Here is a 20498-nt window from a genome sequence, read left to right on the forward strand (position 1 = left end):
CGCACTGCAACATCCATCGCCCAGGCCGGCCCGGCTGTTATCCCGGCACGCGCTGCAGCACGAATTCGGCGCGCGGCTTGGCATGCCGCTCGAGACGGTAGGTCAGGGTCTTGCCATCTTCGCTGAGGGTGACGGTCCAGACATTGGTATCCGCGCCAGGCACCAGGTCGGCGGTGTATTTGTCTGCCAGGAAGGCTTGGGAGCGGGCCGTGCCGCCATCGCGGGCCATGCCGCCGTACATCGTCACCTTGTCTGGCGTGCCGTCGGCGTGGCGGTGGTCGTGGCGCAATTCCAGGCCGGCTTGCGGCCGGGTGAAGATCCAGGTGCGCGAACGGTCTTCGCCGACCTGCACCGGCATGCGGATTTCCGTCGGGCTGCAATTGACCTGGGTCGAGATCTTCTTGCCGGCGAATTCATTGTTCGGATCGACCGCATACGACTGCCCACCTTCGAAGCGCTGGCCGCACATGCCCTGCAGGGTGGCCATGAAGGCGTCGCGCGAGTCGGCGGGCGCCGGCGTGGCGGCGCAGCCTGCGACCAGGGAGGTGACGGCGAGTATAGGAAGAATGGCTTTCATGGGGTTCCCGGTTGTTATTGGATGATCGACAAGCCTAGCACGGCGGCCCGACGCGACTTGCTTTTGCTTGCTCGACGCATTTACTTAGTTGAATTGATCGCTTGCCAAGCGCGCCGCGCGCGCCGAAGATGAACCATCCCTGACCAGTGTGCATGTCGATGGCCAAGCCCGAACCTTCTCCCGCGACGACGATCCTGTTTGTCGGCAACAGCTTCACCTACGGCGACCCGGCCGGCGACGCACCGCTGGTGCAAGACTTCCGCCCCCACACGGTCAGCGACCTGAACGGCACCAATATCGGCGGCGTGCCCGCCCTGTTCAAGGCCATGACCGAACGGGCCGGCCTGGATGTCAGGGTGAGCCTGGAAACCGAAGGCGGCAAGGGACTCGACTTCCACCACGACACGCGCTACGGGAACATCGTCCAGCCGTGGGACCTGGTGCTGCTGCAAAGCTATAGCACGCTCGATGAAGACGAGCCCGGCAATGCCGACAAGCTGATCCGGTACAGCAGCCTGCTGGCCCAGGCCTTCCACGAACAAAATCCGGCTGTCGACGTGCGCCTGACCTCGACCTGGTCGCGCGCCGACCAGACCTGGCTCGACAGCGGCGCCTGGTATGGCCAGCCGATCGAGCGCATGGCGCTGGACCTGCGCCGCGGCTACGACGCGGCGGCCGCCGCCTCGCCCCTGATCAGCGGCGTGATCCCGGTCGGCCAGGCCTGGAACCGCGCGATCGCGCGCGGCGTGGCCTGCGCCAATCCCTACCAGGCCCTGGCGCCCGGCCAGGTCAACCTGTGGGCGCCCGACGCCTATCACGCCAGCGTGCATGGCTACTACCTCGAGGCGGCGACCATCTTCGGCCATGTAACGGGGCGCGATCCGCGCCTCCTGGGAGCGTTCGACCCGATCGCGCGCGCACTGGGCATCGAGGCCCGGATTGCGGGCGCGCTACAAGCCATCGCGGCAGCACAACTGGCGGCGCCGGCCCGCGTGGAGCGCGCCGCCATGGCGGCGTGAAATAAAATGCAAATATTTGTCAAAAATTGTATAAAAATTGTCGGAAAATCTTACATTTTTTATCCTAAAATAAATAGTCTAGGATATTTCCCTTAGAAATCAAGCATTTGATTTACTGGCACAGTAAATGCTTTTAGTCATCATGCCGTCATAAATCAATGAAGGCAACCAAGGTTCGCGCCGCCTTATCAAGTCGCTGCCGACCGCATACCTATTGGAGCGTACCCGCATGATGAAGAACGTTTTACTCGCAGTCGCCATCTCCGGCGTCATGGCCAGCGCCCAGGCCGGTGTCCTGATCAACGAGGGATTCGATGACGTGTCAGCACTCGGCAGCAAGGGCTGGATCATCGACAATGCCAGTTCGCCGGCAGGCCCCCTGACCTGGTTCCAGGGCGACCAGAGCGTGTTCCGGGCCCAGAATGGCGCGCCGAACAGCTACGCCGCCATCAACTATCTCACTGGCAAGGACGGCGGCACCCTGGCCAATTGGCTGATCACGCCCGAATTCTCCACCGTCATGGGCACCAGCGTCTCGTTCTGGCTACGCGCTGATCCTGTCGCCAACTATTCCGACCAGGTGAAGTTCGGCGTCAGCGCCGGCGGCAGCGCGCTGACCGAATTCGCCCTGTCGCAGGCAGTGACGGTGGCGACCGGCGAATGGACGAAATATGTCTTCAACCTGGCGCCGACCAATGGCACCATGCGCTTCGCGATCCAGTACACCGGCATGGCCGACTCCGCCAATTACCTCGGCCTGGACAACCTGCGTGTGACCGAAATCCCGGAACCGGCCAGCCTCCTGATCCTGGCCGCGGGCGCAGTCGGGCTGGTTGCCGCGCGCCGCCGCAAGCGCGCCTGATCGACCGAGCCGTGCACGCCGAAGCGCCCTGCGCTTCGGACCCCGCTTCGCTCCCCCGCTTTGCTCCCCCATTACCAGGAGATCGTCATGCATTACACCATCCAGTCCGGCCAGCGCCTGCTGCGCGCCGGCATCGCCGCCGCCCTGCTGGGCCTGGCCGGCCAGTCCGCCATTGCCCAGGAAATCCCGGTCCACGAAGCCCACGCTCAGGCGAAGGAATCGCTGACCGTGGTGCGCGACCGCGAAACCGGCGAGCTGCGCAACGCCACCGCCGCCGAACAGGCGGCGCTCAAGGCCCAGGCCGCCTCCAGGTCGCGCAGCGCGCGCGTGGCGCCCCAGCAGGTCCTGCCAAAAACCCACGCCAGCGGCGCCCGTGGCGTGCGCCTGACCGATGACTTCATCAGCTCGTCGGTCGCCGTGCGCAAGGCCGACGGCAGCATCGAAAAGCAGTGCTTCGAATCGCACGGCGGCGCCAGCGGCGCCATCGCGACCGGCCACGTCCACGCCACCCAAGCTGTCACGGAGTAAACATGCGCACCCAACCATCTTCGCCAATCGCCGCACGTTCCCTGCTCGCCGCAGCCAGCCTCCTGACCTGCATGGCCGCGCAGGCCGCCGCCACGATCACCATCCAGAGCCGTGACCTGCCAGGCGTCGGCTTCAACGACACGACCCCGGCCAGGCCGGTCGGTGGCAATGCCGGCACCACGATCGGCCAGCAGCGCATGAACGTCTACCGCCACGTGGCCGACATCTGGGAACGCAACCTGGACAGCAACGTCAACATCACCGTGTCGGCCGGCTGGGAAGCGCTGGAGTGCACCGCCGATTCGGCCGTGCTGGGCAGCGCCGGCGCCTGGAATATCTGGTATGACTTCCCGGGTGGCAAACCCGGCACCTGGTACCCGCAAGCGCTGGCCAACAAGCTGGCCGGCGTCAACCTGAGCGAAGGCCAGCCCGACGACGGCAGCGGCTTCGCCAACGTCGACATCAAGACCCAGTTCAATATCAACCTCGGCAAGGCGGATTGCCTGACCGGCAGCGAGTTCTACCTGGGCCTGGACGGCAAGGAAGGCAGCAAGGTCGACTTCGCCGCCACCCTGCTGCACGAACTGGGCCACGGCCTGGGCTTTGCGCTCGGCACCACCTATACCCCGCTCGGCTATCGCCTGAACGCTGCCGGCACCCACTACGTGGCCACTGGCGGCTTGCCCAGCTTCTGGGAAGAGTTCATGTACGACAACACCATCGGCAAGCGCTGGCTGGACATGACGTCCGCCGAGCGGGCGCGGTCGGCTGTCAATTCGCTGCAATTGGCCTGGACCGGCCCGAACGCGGTGTCTGGCGCACGCCTGCTGGGTCAGCTGCCGATCGTCAAGGCGGCGAGCCCGGCGGGTGCGGTGCCGACCACGGCGTATTCAGCCTCGTCGTTCGGACCTGCAGTCCCGGTCAATGGCAAACTGGGCGTGCTCACGACCATCGCCATCCAGGCAGGTGAACTCGGCCATGGTTGCTCGCCATTCAACGCGGCCAATGCGGCAGCAGCGAAAGGCAAGGTGCCGATCATCAGCCGCGGCGGCTGTAACTTCGCCCTGAAGGTGAAGAACGCACAGGATGCCGGCGCAGTCGCGGTGCTGCTGTCGAACAATGTGAGCGGCGGCTTCGCACCGGGCGGTGAAGACCCGAGCGTCGTCATTCCGTCGGTCGGCATTTCGCAGGAAGACGGCAGAGTGCTGCTCGCAGCGATCGAAGCGGCCAAGCCCTACGGCACGCGTGCCCAGGCGGGCGCGGTCACGGCCTCGCTGGCCACCGACCCGAACCGCAAGGCCGGCGCCGACCGCCAGGGCCGTCCGCTGCTGTACACGCCAAGTGTGCTGGCCCAGGGTTCCTCGGTGTCGCACTGGGACACCTCGGCTTCGCCGAACCTGCTGATGGAACCGGCGATCAGCCGCGACCTGACGCTCGAAGTGAGCCCGCCGCGTGACCTGACGCTGCCGCTGCTGAAGGACGTGGGCTGGTAATTGTCCGAGGGCCACGGTGCAACCGCACCGTGGCTTCTCTCAGGCGCCAGTCATGACCGGCGCGCAAAAGCAAAGCGCCACCCGAGGGTGGCGCTTTGCTTTTCCGGGGACTGACTGCTCTCAACCGAAAATAAAGTACAGGATGACCAGCACGACAGCAGGAATACCCAGCAGCCAACCGATGAAATACTTACCCATGATGAACCCCTTTCGTATGCTCGTGATCGATGGGTCCATGATGCCGCGCACGAATGACCTTGTCGGTTAGATAAGGCACATCCGAGACGAAATTGACCATCTGCTTGTTTCGTCGACGCAAGGACGCGCGCGCCAGGCGACGCGGTGCGCCGGGCATTTTCGTGCAGGGCTATACTGGATCATCACTTGCCGCCACGCAGAAGTCCTGGCTCGACGCTATCGGGGCCGATGCTGGCGATTGCCATCACAACATTTTTACAGGGGGTAATATGCCAACAACCTGGACCATCGCAGCCAATGCCGGCCGTGCACGTGTCTTCTCCGATGCCGACAACACGGCATCCTTGCAAGAAGTGGATGACCTCGTCAATCCAGGCGCGCAGCAGCGCGTACTGGACATCGTCACCGACAAGATGAGCCCGCGTTCCGCGCAAAACAGCGGCCACAATATCGGCGGCGGCCAAGGCGGCGGCTTCCAGCATGCAGCGCCTGCCGGCGCGCAGGGCAACGATTACCAGCCCGCCGTCACGCCGAATGAACACGAGGCACAAAAGTTTGCCAAGGATATTTCTAACTATCTGCAGCAGGCGCACCAGGCAGGCCGGTTCCAGCAACTGGTCGTGGCCGCCTCGCCGGAATTCCTCGGCGTGCTGCGCGCGCAGATCGACCCGCAGCTGAAATCGCTGATCAAGCGCGAGGTCAACAAGGATTACACGCACTCGAACGGGCAAGAGCTGCGCGCCCAGCTGGACGCGCACCAAGACAAGTCGGCGTAATCCAGCAGTATCCCAAGCTGCATGCCCGCACGGGCCTGCAGCTTCGCTTCTACAGTTGCCGGCCATCATGCCCTGCGGTACGCTTGCCGCATGCACATCAGTGAACAACCCACCCACACGCTCGACCTGCGCGTGCGCGAACTGCAGCAGCTGTTCAACTCGCTCGATCCGGCGCCGTTCCTGAACAAGGACCTCGACCACGCCTGCGAGGCGTATATCGAGAACTGGGCGCTATCGCTGCCGCCCGCCAGCCTCCTGCACCTGAACATCCACGTCGCGCAACTGCCGCCCGTGGGACAGGCCGGCGAGATGGTTGCCGATGCGATCCACAACTATTATGGCTACAAGGTCGAACTGGTGCGCGGCGAACTGAAGCAGTTGCTGCGCCAGGGCCGCATCAGCCTGGCAATTGGCATCGCCTTCGTCGTCAGCTGCCTGCTGCTGGCCGCCGTCATCGAGACCTTCACCACCGGCCACGCCGCGAAGATCGCGCGCGAAAGCCTGACCATCATCGGCTGGGTGGCAATGTGGAGGCCGGCGCAGATCTTCCTGTACGACTGGTGGCCGTTGACCGGCCGCATCAAGGTATTCGAGAACCTGCGCTTCGCAAGAGTCAGCGTGGTGCAGGACTGATCACGCGGGCTGGCCCGGCGGCGCCAGCGAGAAGATGGCGCGCAAGTCGTCCGCTTGCAGGCCCGGCGCCAGCTCGCTTTCTCCTTCGTTGGACAGCACCGCATTGGCCAACTCTCCCTTGCGGCGCTGCAGCTCCTGGATTTTTTCTTCCAGCGTGCCGCGCGCGATCAGCTTGTAGACAAACACCGGCTGCTGCTGGCCGATGCGCCAGGCGCGGTCGGTGGCCTGGTTTTCGCTGGCCGGGTTCCACCAGGGATCGTAGTGGATCACGGTATCGGCCGCCGTCAGGTTGAGCCCTACCCCGCCGGCCTTCAGGCTGATCAGGAAGACCCCGACCTTGCCTTCCTGGAAGGCGGCGACGGGGGCGGCGCGGTCGAGCGTGCTGCCGGTGAGCTCGACGAAATCGACCCCGCGCGCCTGCAGGGCCGCGCCGATCAGGGACAGCATGCTGGTGAACTGCGAGAACACCAGCACCTTGCGGCCCTCGCTGGTCAGGGTATCGAGCAGTTCCATCAAGGTGTCGAGCTTGGCCGAGCCGGTCTCGCTCGCCGGCTCGACCAGGCGCGGGTCGCAGCATACCTGGCGCAGCTTGAGCAAGGCCTCGAGGATCACGATATGGCTGCGCGCCAGGCCCTTGCGGTCGATCTCGGCGCGCACCTTGCGGTCCATCGCCACCCGCACCGTCTCGTACAGGTCGCGCTGCGCGCTGCACAGCTCGACAGGCAGCAGGATCTCGGACTTGGGCGGCAACTCGGTCGCCACCTTGTCCTTGGTCCGGCGCAGCATGAAGGGTTTGACGCGCCGCACCAGGAAGTCCTGGCGCAGCGTGTCGCCCCCCTGCTCGATCGGCTTGCGGTAATTGGCCTTGAACGATCGCTCGTCGCCCAGCAGGCCCGGCATCAGGAAGTGGAACTGCGACCAGAGCTCGCCCAGGTGGTTCTGCACCGGCGTGCCGGTCAGGCACAGGCGGTGGCGGGCATCGAGCAGGCGCGCCGTTTGCGCCGCCTTGGCGCGGCTGTTCTTGATGTACTGCGCTTCGTCCAGGATCAGCAAATGATAACGATGCCGCCGCAGCGCATCCTCGTCGCGGCCCAGCAAGGCATAGGTGGTCAGCACCAGGTCGTATTCGCCGATGGCGTCGAACTGCGATACGCGTTCCTTGCCGTGCAGGAGCAGCACCCGCAGGCCGGGCGCGAAGCGGGCCGCCTCGGCCTGCCAGTTCGGCATCAGGCTGGTCGGCGCCACGACCAGGGCCGGCGCATCGAGGCGCCCGGCCTCTTTCTCGAGCAGGATATGGGCCAGGGTCTGGATGGTTTTACCGAGGCCCATATCGTCGGCCAGGATGCCGCCGAAGCCGTATTCGCGCAAGAACTGCAGCCAGGCCAGGCCGCCCAGCTGGTAGGGCCGCAGCGCGGCCTGCAGGCCAGCCGGCGGCGTAACCGACTGGATGCCGCCGAAGCTGTCGAGCTTGCGTCCAAGCTCGCGCAGGCGCTCGCCACCGATCCAGCGCAGCCGTGCGGCGCGTTCCAGTTCGGCCAGGCGCGCGGCATCCATGGCCGGCAGGCGCACCCCATTGCCCAGGCGCTCGCCGAAATACAATTCGCCCAGGGTGGCCAGGATCGGCTTGACCCGGCCCCAGGGCAGGGCGACGCGCTCGAAATTCGTCAACTCGACCAGCAGTTCTTGGTCGTCGCCGCGCGCGGCCAGCGCCGCTGCGGCGAAGTCGCGGGGCGCGGCGCGCACCATCTGCACCAGCAGCGGCAGTAGCGCATGGCGCTCGCCGCCGACAACGATGCCCAGTTCCAGCGAGAACCAGGCGTTGCCGCCCTCGTCTTCTTCGTCGAGCTCGGCGTACCAGTCGTCAACCCTGGCCAGGTCGAAGCGATAGTTGTCCTCCATCTCGATCTGCCAGCCGGCCGCCTGCAGGCGCGCGACGCCCTGACTGGCGAAGGCCAGCCAGGCGCCCTCGTCGGCCAGCGTGAGCACGCCGGGCCAGTCGTCCAGCGGCGAACCGGTCGGCGGCGAACGGAAACCAAGTTCGGAAAGCACGGCGGCGGCGGCGGCTTCGGCGACCGGATCGCGCTCGATGAGTTCGACCACGCCGTCCCGCACCGAGCGCAGCACCGGTCCGTCGACGTCTTCGGTGGAGTGACCGTCGTACTCGAAGGACAGATGCGCGTGGTCGTGCCAGACCTCATTGCGGCCCCAGCCGGCCTCGATGCTGTCGAGTACCAGCCACGGCGTCGGGACCACATCGCCGCGGAGCCGGGTCTCGACCGCCTGCGGCGGTGGCACCAGATGATCCAGCCCCAGGGCGGCCAGTTGCGCGGCCATGCCGGCACGCTGTTCGGCTTGCAGCCGTGGCGCGCCGGCGACCAGGTTCACCAGGGCCGCCGGCGGCAGCGCCGCGAGGGAAGCGCGCAGCGCCAGCTCGCCCAGCGTGTCCTCGCCGAGGTACAGGGGCGGATCGGTCGGCAGTACGCCCATGGGGGAACCATCATCGAAGGACCAGTCGAGCCAGGCGGCATCGTCGCCGGCGGACGAGCGCCAGCCGAGCGTGGCCTCGCGGCGCGGGCCGGGCTGCAGGCAGAACAGGTGATTGCGGCGCAAGTCATCGTCGGACCACGCCAGCAGCAACTGGTCCTCGGCGCAGAGCCGGGTCAGCAGGCGCGCGCCGATCGCGCCCGACACCATGGCATCGCTCGCCACGATGTCCCCTGCCTGCAGCGCCGCGAACAGCCGGAGCGATTCGTCGTCGCCGGGTTCTGGCGATCCCGCCGATGCGCGCAGCAGGGCGTGGACGTCGTGGATCGGCGTAGTGCCGTTGAAGCCGCCGTTCTTGCGCAGGCGCGCCCGGCGCAGGTGCAGGCGCGGCGGTCCGCCGGCCGGTTCCGGGACCAGCACCCAGGCCAGCGTGGACGCCGCGCCAGGATTGGCGGCGGCTTGGGCCAGCGTGGTCCGGGACAGCAGCGCCAGGTCTTGCAGCCACGCTTCGGCGCGCGCCGCGCTTGCCGCCGGCGACTGCGCCATCGCGTGCCGGTAGCGTTCGAGTTCGACCAGCAGCACCGCCACCACATGCTTGCAGTTGTAGCTCATGGGACAGCTGCAACTGCCGTGGAAATCGATGCCGCCACGGCCCGACTTGAAGCGGATGGCCTGGCGGTACAGTTCACCGCCGCTGCCGCCGACTTCGCCGATGAGCTTGTCGTCGTCGCGGCGCGCGCTGCGCACCTTGCCTTTGCGCGTGTAGTCTTCTCCGCGCTGCAGGGTGCCGGCGTCGAAGTTGCGGCTCAGGTCGGCATGGTCGAAGTACATGGGCGGGACGGCGTGGCGGTCAAACCGCCATTATCGCCCACGCCGCCGCTCGCGGTGCTCAGTTGCTCACGACCTTGATCTGCTCGACGTCGAGCTTCGATTCGCCGAACATTTCCTTGTCAAACTCGCCGGTCAGCTCGACCACCGTGTTGTGGTCGACCTTCACGCCCTGCGGGAAACGGTCGGCATCGATCTCGACCGTGATCTTGCCGCTCGCGTCGGTGAACTCGTAGTCTTCGTCGCCCTTGTGGCTGGTCAGCTTGCCTTTCAGGCGCACATACTGGTCGTCCTTGCCCTTGGCCTGCAAGTCCTTGGCCGTCATCATCGGCGCGCCCGACGGGCCGGTATAGCCCGAGACCCGTTTGACGTCGATAGCCGCGCCGGGCGGCGCATCGGCGATATTCTGTGCGGCGGCAGTACCCGAAACAGCGAGCAGCGCGGCGATGCAGGAGAGGTGGAAAATATGCTTCATGATCGATCCTTTGTCCGGGTTGGTTGTCGTCGCCTGCGCCGTAGCGGCAGGCACAGGCGCATTACAACGGCCGGACATTAAACCGATCTTAAGAAGACTCGAGACTGACTCAGAATGCGTCGTCCTGGCGATCCTCCTTGCGCATCAGCAGTGCGATGCGTTTCTTCTTCTTTTTCACGACGACAGCCTGCTCCTGCGCCGGCTTGGTGGCCGGCGGCGGGGCGACGGGCAATGGAAAGCCCAGGAAGGCCATTACGAAGAAGATCGGCAGAAGGACGTAGAACAGGGGCCGCTTCCAGTTCAGTTTCTGTTTCAGCATGCGCAGCACATTGTGCCGGGCCGGCTTAAAACAAGAACAATTTCTTACCCACAGAACATAATCTACACAGGGGGCAGATCCAGCATCACGCCCAGTCCACGGCCATCGATCCCCGGGCCGAACGCCAGTTCGATACCATGCAGGTCGGCGATGCGCTTGACGATCGACAGCCCCAGCCCGCTGCCCTGCTGTCCCTGTCCCAGCACGCGGAAGAAGCGCTCGGTCAGGCGTTGACGACTCTCCAGGTCGACGCCGGGGCCGTTGTCGCGCACTGCAATGCGCGTAGCGCCCGCGTGGTGCACGGCCTCGAGTTCGATCCGGCTGCCGTCCGGGCAGTAGCGCAGCGCATTGTCGACCAGGTTGCGCAGCACGATTTCCAGCATCTGCGGATCGGCCTGCACTTCCTGCACCTCGCAGCGCAGCCCCAGTGCGATGCCGCGCCCGGCCGCTTCCTGCACATGCATGCCGGCCACGCGCTCGAACAGCGGCGCGAGCAGGACCGGCTGGCGCACCAGCTGCTCGCGCGCCAGCGGGTCCAGGCGCGCCAGGGTGAGCAGGCTGTCGACCAGCGCCGTCAGGCGCGCGATGTCCTGGCGCAACTTGTGGAATGGCGCCGCCAGGTCGGGATGCTGGCGCCCCAGCAGCTGCACGTGCATGTGCAGGCCGGCCAGCGGCGTGCGCAGCTCGTGGGCGGCGTCGGCAGTAAAGCGGCGCTCGGCCTGCAGGGCCGCATCCAGCCGTCCCAGCACGCCGTTCAGTGCCTGCACGATGGGCAGCACTTCGCGCGCCTGGCCGGCGGTCGCCACCTGCGCCAGGTCGTCCGGCGTCTTGGCCGCGATGCTGGCGGCGGTGCGGCGCAAGGGTTTCAGGACGCGGCCGGTCAGGATCCAGCACACCAGCGCCAGCAGCAGCAGGAAGCCCAGCACGGGCAGCCACAGCGAATCGGCCAGTTCCTCCAGGATGTCATAGCGCTTGTCGACCTGCTGGCCGACCTGCACCTCGAAGTTGCGGGCTTCGTCGCGCACCACGAACACGCGCCAGCGCTCGCCGTTCGCCAGCGCTTCGGCGAAGCCGTGGTCGTCGTCGAAGTTGGAGACATAGGGCCGCAGCGGCGCGTCGCCGGTGCGCTGGATCACGCGCCCGTCGACCACGATCTGGTATTGCATGTCGACCTTGCGGCCATGTTCGCCGCCGGCGCCGCCCTGCGGCAGCAGGCCGCGTTCGTTCCAGTCGGTCGTCGCCGCCATGATCATATAGCCCGATTCTTCCAGCGCGTCGTCGAACACCTCGTTGGTTTCCTGCCAGGCGATCACGGTCACGATGCCCAGGCTCGCCAGCCACAGCACGGTGCTGGCGGCCACGATGACGGCCAGCAGGCGCCGGCGCAGCGACCACGGCGCGTCCTTGTCGGGTGCCTTACTCGCCATCGCTCTTCAACCGGTAGCCCAGGCCGCGCACGGTGACGATGCTGTCGGCGCCGAATTTCTTGCGCAGGTTGTGGATGTAGACCTCGATCGCATTGCTTTCCACCTCGTCGCCCCAGCCGTACAGGGTTTCCTCGATCTGGGCGCGGGTAACAATGCCGTTCTTTCTGGATAGGAGTGCGTACAGCACGTTGTACTCGCGCGCGGTCAGCGCGACCGGTTCGCCGGCCAGGGTGGCCCCCTTGGTGTCGAGGTTCAGGGCGATCCCGGCGTGGCGCAGCTCGTTGGCGGCCTGGTTGGCCCCGCGCCGCACGGCGGCCCGGATGCGGGCCGACATCTCCTCGAGCTCGAACGGCTTGACCAGGTAGTCGTCGGCGCCCAGGTCCAGTCCCTCGACCCGGTCGGCCAGCGCATTGAAGGCGGTAATCAGGATCACCGGCACGCCGTTGCCGGCCTTGCGTAGCTGCGCCAGCAGGTCGTCGCCCGACAGGCCGGGCAGGCCGCGGTCGAGCAGCACGCAGTCGTAATGGTGCGTCTTGAGGGCGGTGTCGGCCGAATCGCCGCGCTGGACCCAGTCCACCGCGTGCTGGTCCAGGCGCAGCCAGGCCTGGATGGTTTCGCCAAGGGAGATATCGTCTTCGACCAACAGGATGCGCATGCGGAAATCCGGCAACAGGGATACGCCAGTATGGCGTAAACAATTCGCCGCCGAGCATGCCGCGCGCACATGAAGCCGATCTTAAGGCTTCTTGAGCGCCCCGGGCTTGTGCGCCGCCTCGGCGCCGGTCTTGTCGCTCGCCACCAGGTATTCCGGGTTGTCCTTCGACGCCGCCACGTGGTGGCCCTTGATGTCGGTCGGCGAGGTCAGCTTCTTCCTGACCTTGCCCGTGACCGTGCCTTGCGACGACTTCCATTGCACCTTGTCGCCCGCCTTGAATGTGCCAGCCATGCTGCCTCCTGAATGTGATGTGGGCCTATTTGACCATGCTTCGGGTCGACGCCCGCATATGTGCGCGTGACAAACGGGAGACAAGCACCACGGTTTTTTGGCTTGCCGTAAAGACATGATTTTTAAGGTAAAAAATGTAGAATGCGCCGTCCGGCCGCATCGGCGGCGGGCTCGCCGATCCACCCTTTACCTGGGCCTATGATGCAATCTGTCTCTCCGCTAGTCACCAACGATGCCGTCGTGCTCGGCATGCTGGCCGTCATCCTCGGCGCCGTCTTCTGGACCTCTTCCCAGAAATCGGGCGCCTGGAGCAGGTTCTATACCTATGTACCGGCGCTGCTGCTGTGCTACCTGATCCCGGCCCTGCTCAATACCGCCGGCATCATCGACGGCAATGCCTCCGGCCTGTATTCGATGGCGCGCGACTACCTGCTGCCGACCGCCCTGGTGCTGCTGTGCGTGGCGATCGACTTCGGCGCCGTGCTGCGGCTCGGCCCCAAGGCTATCGTCATGTTCCTGACCGGCACCCTGGGCGTCATGCTGGGCGCCATCGTGTCCTTCGTCGCGATGGACTTCATCCATCCCGAAACCGTGGCCGGCGACACCTGGCGCGGCATGACGACCATCACCGGCGCCTGGATCGGCGGCGGCGCCAACCAGGCCGCGATGAAGGAAGTGTTCGAGGTCGACGCGACCCTGTTCGGCCAGTTCGTCGCGGTCGACGTGCTGGTCGCCAGCCTGTGGATGGCGGTGCTGCTGTTCTTGGCGGGACGGGCCCAGGCCTTCGACCGCTGGACCGGCGCCGATGTCTCTGCCATCAATGCGCTCAAGGAGAGCATCGAGCATTACCAGGCCGAACACGCGCGCATCCCCACGCTCACCGATGTGATGGTGGTGCTGGCCGTCGGCCTGGGCGCGACCGGCCTGGCGCATGCGCTGACCGGCCCCACCGTCGCCTGGATCTCGAGCCTGCCGGCCGAATGGCGCCTGCAGGACTACAGCCTGACCTCGAACTTCTTCTGGATCGTGGTCTACGCCACCACCTTCGGCCTGCTGCTGAGCTTTACGCGGGCGCGCAAGCTGGAAGGCGCGGGCGCCTCCACTGTCGGCTCGGCCATGCTGTACATCCTGGTCGCGACCATCGGCATGCACATGGACCTGAACGCCCTGCTCGACCGCCCATGGCTGTTCCTGCTGGGCCTGATCTGGATGGCGGTGCACGGCGGCCTGATGCTGCTGGTGGCCAAGCTGATCCGCGCGCCGCTGTTCTTCATGGCGGTGGGTTCGCAGGCCAATATCGGCGGCGCCGCGTCGGCGCCGGTGGTCGCCAGCGCCTTCCATCCGGCGCTGGCCCCGGTCGGGGTGCTGCTGGCGGTGATCGGCTATGCCCTCGGCACCTACTGCGCCTACATCACCGGCCTGCTGCTGCGCGCCATGGCCACCTGAGTTTTACTGGCGCGCCCCGTCCAGGGGCGCGCTTGTTGCGCTTATTTCTCGACCATCTGGCGCATGCGGCGGCGCAGTTCGCGCTCGCGCTTCTCGTGCGCCGTCCAGTCCTCGCACACGGCGCGATGGAGCGACACCATCATCAGCACGATCACCACCGTGAACGGCAGCGCGAACACGATGGTCGCGGTCTGCACCGCCTTCAGGCCCCCGGCCAGCAGCAGGCTGATCGCGATGCCGGCCACGAGCGCGCCCCACATCAGCTTGGACTTGTTGGACGGGTCCGGATTGCCGCCGCTGCTCATCATGCCCAGCACCAGCACCGCCGAGTCACCCGAGGTGACGAAGAAGATCAGCACCAGCACCGTGGCCACGGCCGACATGATGGTACCGAACGGCAGCGCGTCGAACAGCGCGAACAGCGCGGTCGAGGTGTCGGCGCGCACCGCGTCCGAGATCGGGATGTGCTGCCAGATCTCCATGTGCAGCGCGGTGCCGCCGAAGATCGAGAACCAGACGAAGGCGGCCAGCGACGGCGCCAGCATGGTGCCGACGATGAATTCGCGGATCGTGCGCCCGCGCGAGACGCGCGCGATGAACAGGCCGACGAACGGCGACCACGAGATCCACCAGGCCCAGTAGAAGATGGTCCAGCTGCCGACCCAGGTGCTGTCGCGGAACGGGGTGGCGCGCAGGCTCATGCGCACGAATTCGGTCGCATAGCTGCCCAGCGTGCTGGTCAGCGTGTCGATGATGGCGACCGTGGGCCCGACCAGGAACACCACCAGCGCCAGGAGGCCCGCCATGATCATGTTCACGTTCGACAGCAGCTTGACGCCGCGCCCCACGCCGCTGATCGCCGACGCCAGGAACATGGCGGTCGCGACCAGGATGATCCCGATCTGGGCCGTGTCGCTGACCGCGAGCCCGAACACCTTGTCCAGGCCGCTGTTGATCTGCAGGGCGCCGACGCCGAGCGAGCCGGCCACGCCGAAGGCGGTCGCCACCACCGCCAGGCCGTTGAACAGGCCCGACATGCGTGCGAAGCCTTTCCACGGCAGCGCGCTGATGCTGCTGCTGACCAGGGCGCTGCCGCCGCGCCGGTACTGGAAGAAGGCGATCGCCAGCGCTACCGCGCTATATACGGCCCACGGATGTATGCCCCAGTGGAAGAAGGTGAAGCGCATCGCCACGCCGGCCGCTTCCGGGGTGCCGGACACGGTGCCGGGCGGCGCGTCGATATAGTGCGAGATCGGCTCGGCCACGCCGAAGAACACGAGGCCAATGCCCATGCCGGCCGCGAACAGCATCGAAAACCAGCTGCCGATCGAGAATTCCGGTTCGTCATCGTCGTCGCCGAGCTTGAGGTTGCCGTAGCGGCTGAAGGCCAGGAACACGGCGAAGACGACCATCCCCAGCACCATCCACAGATAGAGCCAGCCGAAGTTGCGCGTAATTGCAGAGAGGGCGGTATCGAAGACCGAGCCCATGGTGGCGGGCGAGATCACGCCCCACAAAACGATGGCAAGGATGAAACCCGCCGAGAGTGCTGTCTGCATATTTTCTCCGTAGACAGTAACGCGCGTCGGCGTTCTTATGATTTAGAATAATTCATCATTTTAAGTGATTTATTAACTTATTGCAGTGCAGCAGTACTACTTGTGTGTCAGTGATATTAGCCTTTTCGCACGAAAGCGCCTGTTCGGTAGGCGTTGGGAGTTGTTGTCGCGGATACACATAGTTCGCCACGGCAGGGGCGTTTGGCCGCATAATCCATTCAGTCTTGTCATGACGTTATGCGATGTCCGCTCCCGCCCTGCCCACCGCCTCTCCCACGCCACGCACGCGCGCCATCGCGCGCGATTCGCGCCTGTACGAGGTGATGGACCTGATGCTCGACTCGGTCGGCGACCCGCTGGCCCTGGGCAGCCTGGCCGCCTCGGCCAGCTATTCGAGCTACCACTTCGACCGCATCTTCCGCGAGCTCACCGGCTTCTCGGCGGTCGAATACCAGCGCAAGCGCCGCCTGCGGCGCGCCGCCCACCTGCTGCGCCACGAGCCGGACGTGCCGGTCGGGCGCATCGCCCAGGATTGCGGCTTCCCGTCCAACGCGGCGTTTTCCAAGGCGTTCCGCCAGCAGTTCGGGATGTCGGCCAAGGAGTGGCGCGACGGCGGCTGGCGCGCGTATATGGACGCCCAGGTCGGACGCGAGAGCGACGTCAGCTTCTTCGTGGCTGAACCGAGCAACCTGGCGGCCCTGCAGGCGCCCTACTGCCCGCCCGAACCGGGCAGCGTCGCCGCCCGCGTCACGCTGCGCACCCTGCCCGCCGTCAAGCTGCGCTACCAGCGCTTCTTCGGCCAGTCGGGCGCCACCCTGTCGCTGGCCTGTAATGCCTTCATCTGCGAGCGCGAGCGCGAAGGCCTCGCGCGCGGCACGCCCTGGTACGGCGTGTTCGACGAGGATCCGGGCTTTACTGGCGAGCGCGAATACTGCTACGACTTCGGCTTTGGCGCCGACGCGCCGGACGGCGACCAGACCCTCGGCCTGCGCCTGCTGCCGGCCGGCGCCTACGCCTGCCTCGACTTCCATGGCGAATGGCCGCGCTTTCGCGCCATGTACGAAGACTGGCTCGAGCGCCAGGCCGTATGGCGGCTGGACGCCACCCGCCCGCACATCCAGCAGGTCGAGCGCGATGGCGACGGCGGCTGGCGCGGCTGGCTGGCGTTGCCGGTCAAGAAGCGCTAGAGGCGCGGGCAGGCTCCGCTTCGAGCCGCATGAAGCGGCTCAGGACCAGCACCGGCACGCTCGCCAGCAAGACCCACAAGAAGAAATCGCGGTAGCCCAGCGCCTGCTGGATGTCGCCGCTGATCGTGCGGAACAGCACGAAGCCGAGCTGCATGAAGCCGGTACCCAGCGCATAGTGGGCCGCCTGGTAGCGGCCACTGGCCACGACCTGCATGATGAACAGGATCACGCCGACGAAGCCGAAGCCATAGCCGAACATCTCGATCCCCAGCAGGCCGACGATCAGCGGCATCGACTCCGGTTGCGCATGGCTCAGGTACCAGAAGGCGGCATTCGGCAGGTTCATCGCCAGGATCAGGATCGGCAGCGCGCGTTTGAGGCTCAGCCAGGCCGTGAAATAGCCGCCGGCGATGCTGCCAACCAAAAAGGCGGCGGTGCCGACGGTGCCGTAGGCCCAGCCCACTTCGGCCGTGCTGAGGCCCAGGCCGCCGACCTCGCGCGCATCGCGCAAGAAGAGCGGGCCGATCGACTGGATCTGCCCCTCGCCCGCGCGGAACAGGATGATGAACAGGATCGCCATCCAGATGCCGGGCTTGGCGAAGAAGGTCTTGATCACGTCCACCAGCGTGTCCTTGATCGCGCCCAGGCTGCGCGCCGCGCCGCCGACCTTCGGCGTGGCCGGCAGCGCGCGCACATGGTACAGCCCGAGCAGCGCCATCAGCCCGCCCAGCAGCAGGAACACCGTGGTCCAGGCGGCCTCGATGCCGAAGCGCTGTTCCAGCGCCCCGGCCAGGATCAGCAAGCCGCCCAGCGAGATGAACTTGGCCGCATTGAAGAAGGCGCCCTGCCAGCCGGCGTAGGCCGCCTGCTCGCGCGCATCGAGGCTGGCGATATAGATGCCGTCGGCGACGATGTCGTGGGTGCTGGAGGCCAGCGAGACGATCGCCAGCAGCGCGATGCATAGCGCAAACCACATCGGCAGCTGCAGCGCCAGCGCCACCAGCGCCAGGCAGGCGCCGCCGATCAGCTGGCAGGCGACCACTGCCAGGCGCCGGCTGGGGGCGAGTTCCATGAACGGACTCCACAGCGCCTTGAAGGCCCAGGCCAGGCCCAATACGCCGGTCCAGCGCGCGATCTGGTCGTTCGGCACGCCCATGCTCTTGAGCATCTGGCCCGCCACCAGGGCCACCGCGTAGAACGGCAGGCCCTGGGCCAGGTACAGGGTTGGAACCCAGGTCAGCGGATGGTGGCGCCGGTCTGTCGGGACCGTGGCGGAAGGAGCGTCGTTCATCGCGGTCATGGCTGTTCCAGATTCAGGGTGACGATGCGGCTGGCGCGGCCCCGAGTATCGAGGCTGGCCAGCTTCACGGTGCGGCTGCCTTGCAAGGCCACCGGCGCCATGTAGCGCGGGCTGTGCGCGCCAGGCTCGCTGCCATCCAGAGTGTAATGCACGGCCAGGCCCGGCAGGGCGATATTCGCATGCAGCACATCCTCCTCGATTACCGCGCCGGGCGGCGGCAGGCGGTAGCCCCAGGGCTGCGGCAGGCGGTCCAGGCGCGGCAGCGCGTGCTGGCCGAGGCGGTTGGCGAATTCGTTCCAGTCACGCGCGAGGTCCCCGGGACTCGTCCAGCCGGGGTCGGGGCTCCAGGCGCGTTCGGCCAGGCCGATCATGCGCGGCAGCGCCAGGTATTCGACCCGCTCGCGCGAACGCGCATTTTCTCCCCACAACTGTCCCTGCATGCCCTTGATCCGCTGGCGGCCCGCGGCATCGAGCGGCGCCAGGGCCGCCACCTGCGCCGCGCCTGGAGCGCGCCCCATCGTGTCGTGCGCGGGCAGCAGCGGCGCATCGAGGGGAACCATGCCGAACGGTTCGCGCGCATCGACGAAGCCGGCCCAGTAATAACCCGGCTCCTGCGGATGCTTGGCGTAGGCGAAATCGAAGTACAGGCTGGCGGCGTTGGACAGCACCACCTCGTAGCCGGCGTTGGCGAGGCGGTTGGCGCAGTCTTCCTGGCCCGAGCCCCAGCCATTGTTCCAGACGTAGACGTCTTCACCGTAGCCCGCGCTGTCCGGGCTGGATGTCAGCGCGGTCTCTTCCCAGCCGCTGAAGGCGATGCCGTGGCGCGCCAGGATCGCGCGGCAGCGCGCCTGGAAATCGTCGCGCAGCTGGCGCGCCTCGACCCAGCCGTGCGCGCGCATGCGCGCCTGGCAGGCGGGCGAGCCGAGCCAGGCGCCGGGCGGCACCTCGTCGCCGCCCGTGTGCAGCACGCGCAAGGGCACGCCGGCCGTGCGGTACAGCGCCGCGACCTCGGCCACCACGGTATCGATGAAGCGGTCGACCGAGGGCAGCGCGATGCACATCACATTGTCATGCCACAGCTGCACCGATTCGTAGGCCGAGACATCGAGCGGGTCGCTCAGCAGATAGGCGTCGGCGCCGGCGACATCGCCCGCTGCGGCCAGGCGCGCATGGCGCACCCGCATCGCCTCGACCGCCGCGCGCGCGTGGCCCGGCATATTGAATTCGGGGACCACCTCGATGTGCAGGCGTTGGGCGTGGCGCAGGATGGCGATGAATTCGTCTGCCGTATAAAAGCCGCTGCCGGCGGGCGAGCCGGTGTCGGGGCCGGAGCCGAACGATGGCGGCAGGCAGGGCGGCTCGCCGGGTGCGGGCACGCCGCGCCGGGCGCCGACCTCGGTCAATTCGGGCAGCGCGGCGATCGCCAGGCGCCAGCCTTCGTCGTCGGTCAGGTGGAAGTGGAAGCGATTGAGCTTGTAGCTTGCCATGCAATCGAGCAGGCGCAGCACGGTGTCGACGCTCGAGAAATGGCGGGCGACGTCGAGCATCATGCCACGGTAGGCGAAGCGCGGCGCGTCTTCTACCTTCCCGCATGGCAGCGTGCCATCCGGCGCCATGAGCTGGGCCAGGCTTTGCAGGCCGTTGAACACGCCGTGGGCGCTGGCGCCACGCACCAGCACGCGGTCCGGGGCGATCTCCAGCAGGTAGGCTTCGGGCGCCAGCCCGGAATCGGTCTCGAGGGCGATTCTGGCGCCCGCCCTTCCCTGCGGCAGTGCCGCCAGCAGCGCCCCCAGGAATGCCGTTTCGTTGTCCAGCGCTGCATCGCCATCGATCGGCGTGGACTGCCCCAGCTGGCAGCGGCGCGTATCGAACGACGCCGTGCGCGGTCGCGGCGTGATGCGGCCGACCGCATCGCCATCGAGCAGCGACAGCGCCGCATTCTGTTCGAAGCGCCAGGCCGCGTCGGCCGTCGGCAGCAGGTCGCCGCGCATGCGGTGGCGCTGTTCCGGCCGCACGAACGGGGCGATCTGCGGGTCGCCCAGGTCGACCGCATTGCCGGCCGCATCCAGCAGATAGAAGCCGAGCGGCGCATCGGTGACGCTGATCGCCCAGTGCAGGGAGTCGTACACGACGACATATTCCTGCCCCGGCAGCCAGGGCCCGCCGTCCGGCAGCTCCAGGCTGAACAGGTCGCCGTTCAGGTGCGCGGCGCGAAAGCCCGCGCTGACGGTCTCGGGGAGGATCTTGCGGCAGGTGTTGAAGTACAGGGTCCAGCCGGGCGCGATCGCGTGCTGGCCGTCGTTGCGCAGCGTGAGTTGCGCCGTGAACGCGTCGTCGCGCGTGAAGTTGGAAAGGCATTCCCAGGCGATCGAGATCGCCGGGCCGCCAGTGGGTCGGTCCGTCATGAGTCGTGTTCCAGATTTGGGGAGGCGGCCAGCCGC

At 66.7% G+C, this 20498-nt stretch carries 18 protein-coding genes; 8 read left to right on the forward strand and 10 right to left on the reverse strand.

The features are described from left to right. Positions 1-37: 37 nt before the first annotated feature. Positions 38-577, reverse strand: coding sequence for a hypothetical protein (locus E8M83_RS04230; RefSeq protein WP_137172142.1), 540 nt, complete (start codon positions 575-577; stop codon positions 38-40). A gap of 152 nt (positions 578-729) precedes the next feature. On the opposite strand from E8M83_RS04230, the gene E8M83_RS04235 reads away from it, so the two are divergent. The 6 genes from E8M83_RS04235 to E8M83_RS04260 all read left to right on the forward strand — a co-directional run bounded on the left by E8M83_RS04235 (position 730) and on the right by E8M83_RS04260 (position 6086). Beyond that, entirely contained in the window at positions 730-1596 is an 867-nt protein-coding gene (locus E8M83_RS04235; protein ID WP_137172143.1) for a PEP-CTERM sorting domain-containing protein, read from the forward strand. A gap of 229 nt (positions 1597-1825) precedes the next feature. Further along, positions 1826-2458 (forward strand): choice-of-anchor J family PEP-CTERM protein, encoded by a 633-nt coding sequence (locus tag E8M83_RS04240; protein ID WP_137172144.1) that lies wholly within the window; start codon positions 1826-1828, stop codon positions 2456-2458. An 87-nt stretch (positions 2459-2545) separates the two neighbouring features. Continuing rightward, positions 2546-2986, forward strand: coding sequence for a post-PEP-CTERM-1 domain-containing protein (locus tag E8M83_RS04245; RefSeq protein ID WP_137172145.1), 441 nt, complete (start codon positions 2546-2548; stop codon positions 2984-2986). Between the two features lie 2 nt (positions 2987-2988). Next, a complete protein-coding gene (locus E8M83_RS04250; RefSeq protein WP_137172146.1) occupies positions 2989-4479 on the forward strand; it encodes a PA domain-containing protein in 1491 nt (496 codons plus the stop codon). Positions 4480-4769: 290 nt separating this feature from the next. Continuing rightward, entirely contained in the window at positions 4770-5453 is a 684-nt protein-coding gene (locus tag E8M83_RS04255; RefSeq protein WP_229491415.1) for a host attachment protein, read from the forward strand. A 90-nt stretch (positions 5454-5543) separates the two neighbouring features. After that, the gene (locus E8M83_RS04260; RefSeq protein ID WP_137172147.1) at positions 5544-6086 is read left to right on the forward strand and encodes a hypothetical protein; all 543 of its coding nucleotides are present in this window, start codon (positions 5544-5546) and stop codon (positions 6084-6086) included. On the opposite strand, the gene E8M83_RS04265 is transcribed toward E8M83_RS04260, so the two are convergent. From E8M83_RS04265 to E8M83_RS04290, 6 genes are all read right to left on the reverse strand, one after another. After that, positions 6087-9401 (reverse strand): DEAD/DEAH box helicase, encoded by a 3315-nt coding sequence (locus E8M83_RS04265; protein ID WP_137172148.1) that lies wholly within the window; start codon positions 9399-9401, stop codon positions 6087-6089. It lies immediately after the preceding gene. A 58-nt stretch (positions 9402-9459) separates the two neighbouring features. Beyond that, on the reverse strand, positions 9460-9873 hold the full coding sequence (locus E8M83_RS04270) for a YgiW/YdeI family stress tolerance OB fold protein (RefSeq protein ID WP_137172149.1): 414 nt from the start codon (positions 9871-9873) through the stop codon (positions 9460-9462). 109 nt (positions 9874-9982) lie between these two features. Further along, positions 9983-10192: a hypothetical protein gene (locus E8M83_RS04275; RefSeq protein ID WP_137172150.1), complete on the reverse strand. Its 210-nt coding sequence runs from the start codon at positions 10190-10192 to the stop codon at positions 9983-9985. Between the two features lie 62 nt (positions 10193-10254). Then, positions 10255-11619 (reverse strand): ATP-binding protein, encoded by a 1365-nt coding sequence (locus E8M83_RS04280; protein ID WP_137172151.1) that lies wholly within the window; start codon positions 11617-11619, stop codon positions 10255-10257. After that, positions 11609-12274: a response regulator transcription factor gene (locus tag E8M83_RS04285; protein ID WP_137172152.1), complete on the reverse strand. Its 666-nt coding sequence runs from the start codon at positions 12272-12274 to the stop codon at positions 11609-11611. The genes E8M83_RS04280 and E8M83_RS04285 overlap by 11 nt, the downstream gene beginning before the upstream one ends. Before the next feature lie 81 nt (positions 12275-12355). Then, the gene (locus tag E8M83_RS04290) at positions 12356-12565 is read right to left on the reverse strand and encodes a DUF2945 domain-containing protein (RefSeq protein ID WP_137172153.1); all 210 of its coding nucleotides are present in this window, start codon (positions 12563-12565) and stop codon (positions 12356-12358) included. A gap of 198 nt (positions 12566-12763) precedes the next feature. Here E8M83_RS04290 and E8M83_RS04295 point away from each other — a divergent pair, with 198 nt between their 5' ends. Continuing rightward, on the forward strand, positions 12764-14011 hold the full coding sequence (locus tag E8M83_RS04295; protein WP_137172154.1) for a DUF819 domain-containing protein: 1248 nt from the start codon (positions 12764-12766) through the stop codon (positions 14009-14011). Between the two features lie 41 nt (positions 14012-14052). On the opposite strand, the gene E8M83_RS04300 is transcribed toward E8M83_RS04295, so the two are convergent. Beyond that, positions 14053-15570: a BCCT family transporter gene (locus E8M83_RS04300; RefSeq protein ID WP_137172155.1), complete on the reverse strand. Its 1518-nt coding sequence runs from the start codon at positions 15568-15570 to the stop codon at positions 14053-14055. Between the two features lie 242 nt (positions 15571-15812). Between E8M83_RS04300 and E8M83_RS04305 the strand changes: the two genes are divergently transcribed. Further along, on the forward strand, positions 15813-16757 hold the full coding sequence (locus E8M83_RS04305; RefSeq protein ID WP_137172156.1) for a helix-turn-helix domain-containing protein: 945 nt from the start codon (positions 15813-15815) through the stop codon (positions 16755-16757). Here E8M83_RS04305 and E8M83_RS04310 read toward each other — a convergent pair. Continuing rightward, entirely contained in the window at positions 16744-18057 is a 1314-nt protein-coding gene (locus E8M83_RS04310) for an MFS transporter (protein WP_137172157.1), read from the reverse strand. The genes E8M83_RS04305 and E8M83_RS04310 overlap by 14 nt on opposite strands. Next, entirely contained in the window at positions 18054-20462 is a 2409-nt protein-coding gene (locus E8M83_RS04315) for a family 20 glycosylhydrolase (protein WP_137172158.1), read from the reverse strand. The genes E8M83_RS04310 and E8M83_RS04315 overlap by 4 nt, the downstream gene beginning before the upstream one ends. Between the last annotated feature and the right edge of the window lie 36 nt (positions 20463-20498).

It is taken from the genome of Massilia sp. HP4, assembly GCF_005222695.1.
Taxonomy (GTDB): domain Bacteria; phylum Pseudomonadota; class Gammaproteobacteria; order Burkholderiales; family Burkholderiaceae_D; genus Telluria.

What these genes read in the sequence shown, in the direction of transcription:
- E8M83_RS04315 (WP_137172158.1), bottom strand. Translation starts at nt 20,462, where the DNA reads ATGACGGACCGACCCACTGGCGGCCCGGCGATCTCGATCGCCTGGGAA.
- E8M83_RS04285 (WP_137172152.1), bottom strand. Translation starts at nt 12,274, where the DNA reads ATGCGCATCCTGTTGGTCGAAGACGATATCTCCCTTGGCGAAACCATC.
- E8M83_RS04305 (WP_137172156.1), top strand. Translation starts at nt 15,813, where the DNA reads ATGTCCGCTCCCGCCCTGCCCACCGCCTCTCCCACGCCACGCACGCGC.
- E8M83_RS04230 (WP_137172142.1), bottom strand. Translation starts at nt 577, where the DNA reads ATGAAAGCCATTCTTCCTATACTCGCCGTCACCTCCCTGGTCGCAGGC.
- E8M83_RS04310 (WP_137172157.1), bottom strand. Translation starts at nt 18,057, where the DNA reads ATGACCGCGATGAACGACGCTCCTTCCGCCACGGTCCCGACAGACCGG.
- E8M83_RS04250 (WP_137172146.1), top strand. Translation starts at nt 2,989, where the DNA reads ATGCGCACCCAACCATCTTCGCCAATCGCCGCACGTTCCCTGCTCGCC.
- E8M83_RS04295 (WP_137172154.1), top strand. Translation starts at nt 12,764, where the DNA reads ATGATGCAATCTGTCTCTCCGCTAGTCACCAACGATGCCGTCGTGCTC.
- E8M83_RS04235 (WP_137172143.1), top strand. Translation starts at nt 730, where the DNA reads ATGTCGATGGCCAAGCCCGAACCTTCTCCCGCGACGACGATCCTGTTT.
- E8M83_RS04300 (WP_137172155.1), bottom strand. Translation starts at nt 15,570, where the DNA reads ATGCAGACAGCACTCTCGGCGGGTTTCATCCTTGCCATCGTTTTGTGG.
- E8M83_RS04260 (WP_137172147.1), top strand. Translation starts at nt 5,544, where the DNA reads ATGCACATCAGTGAACAACCCACCCACACGCTCGACCTGCGCGTGCGC.
- E8M83_RS04270 (WP_137172149.1), bottom strand. Translation starts at nt 9,873, where the DNA reads ATGAAGCATATTTTCCACCTCTCCTGCATCGCCGCGCTGCTCGCTGTT.
- E8M83_RS04275 (WP_137172150.1), bottom strand. Translation starts at nt 10,192, where the DNA reads ATGCTGAAACAGAAACTGAACTGGAAGCGGCCCCTGTTCTACGTCCTT.
- E8M83_RS04290 (WP_137172153.1), bottom strand. Translation starts at nt 12,565, where the DNA reads ATGGCTGGCACATTCAAGGCGGGCGACAAGGTGCAATGGAAGTCGTCG.
- E8M83_RS04240 (WP_137172144.1), top strand. Translation starts at nt 1,826, where the DNA reads ATGATGAAGAACGTTTTACTCGCAGTCGCCATCTCCGGCGTCATGGCC.
- E8M83_RS04280 (WP_137172151.1), bottom strand. Translation starts at nt 11,619, where the DNA reads ATGGCGAGTAAGGCACCCGACAAGGACGCGCCGTGGTCGCTGCGCCGG.
- E8M83_RS04265 (WP_137172148.1), bottom strand. Translation starts at nt 9,401, where the DNA reads ATGTACTTCGACCATGCCGACCTGAGCCGCAACTTCGACGCCGGCACC.
- E8M83_RS04245 (WP_137172145.1), top strand. Translation starts at nt 2,546, where the DNA reads ATGCATTACACCATCCAGTCCGGCCAGCGCCTGCTGCGCGCCGGCATC.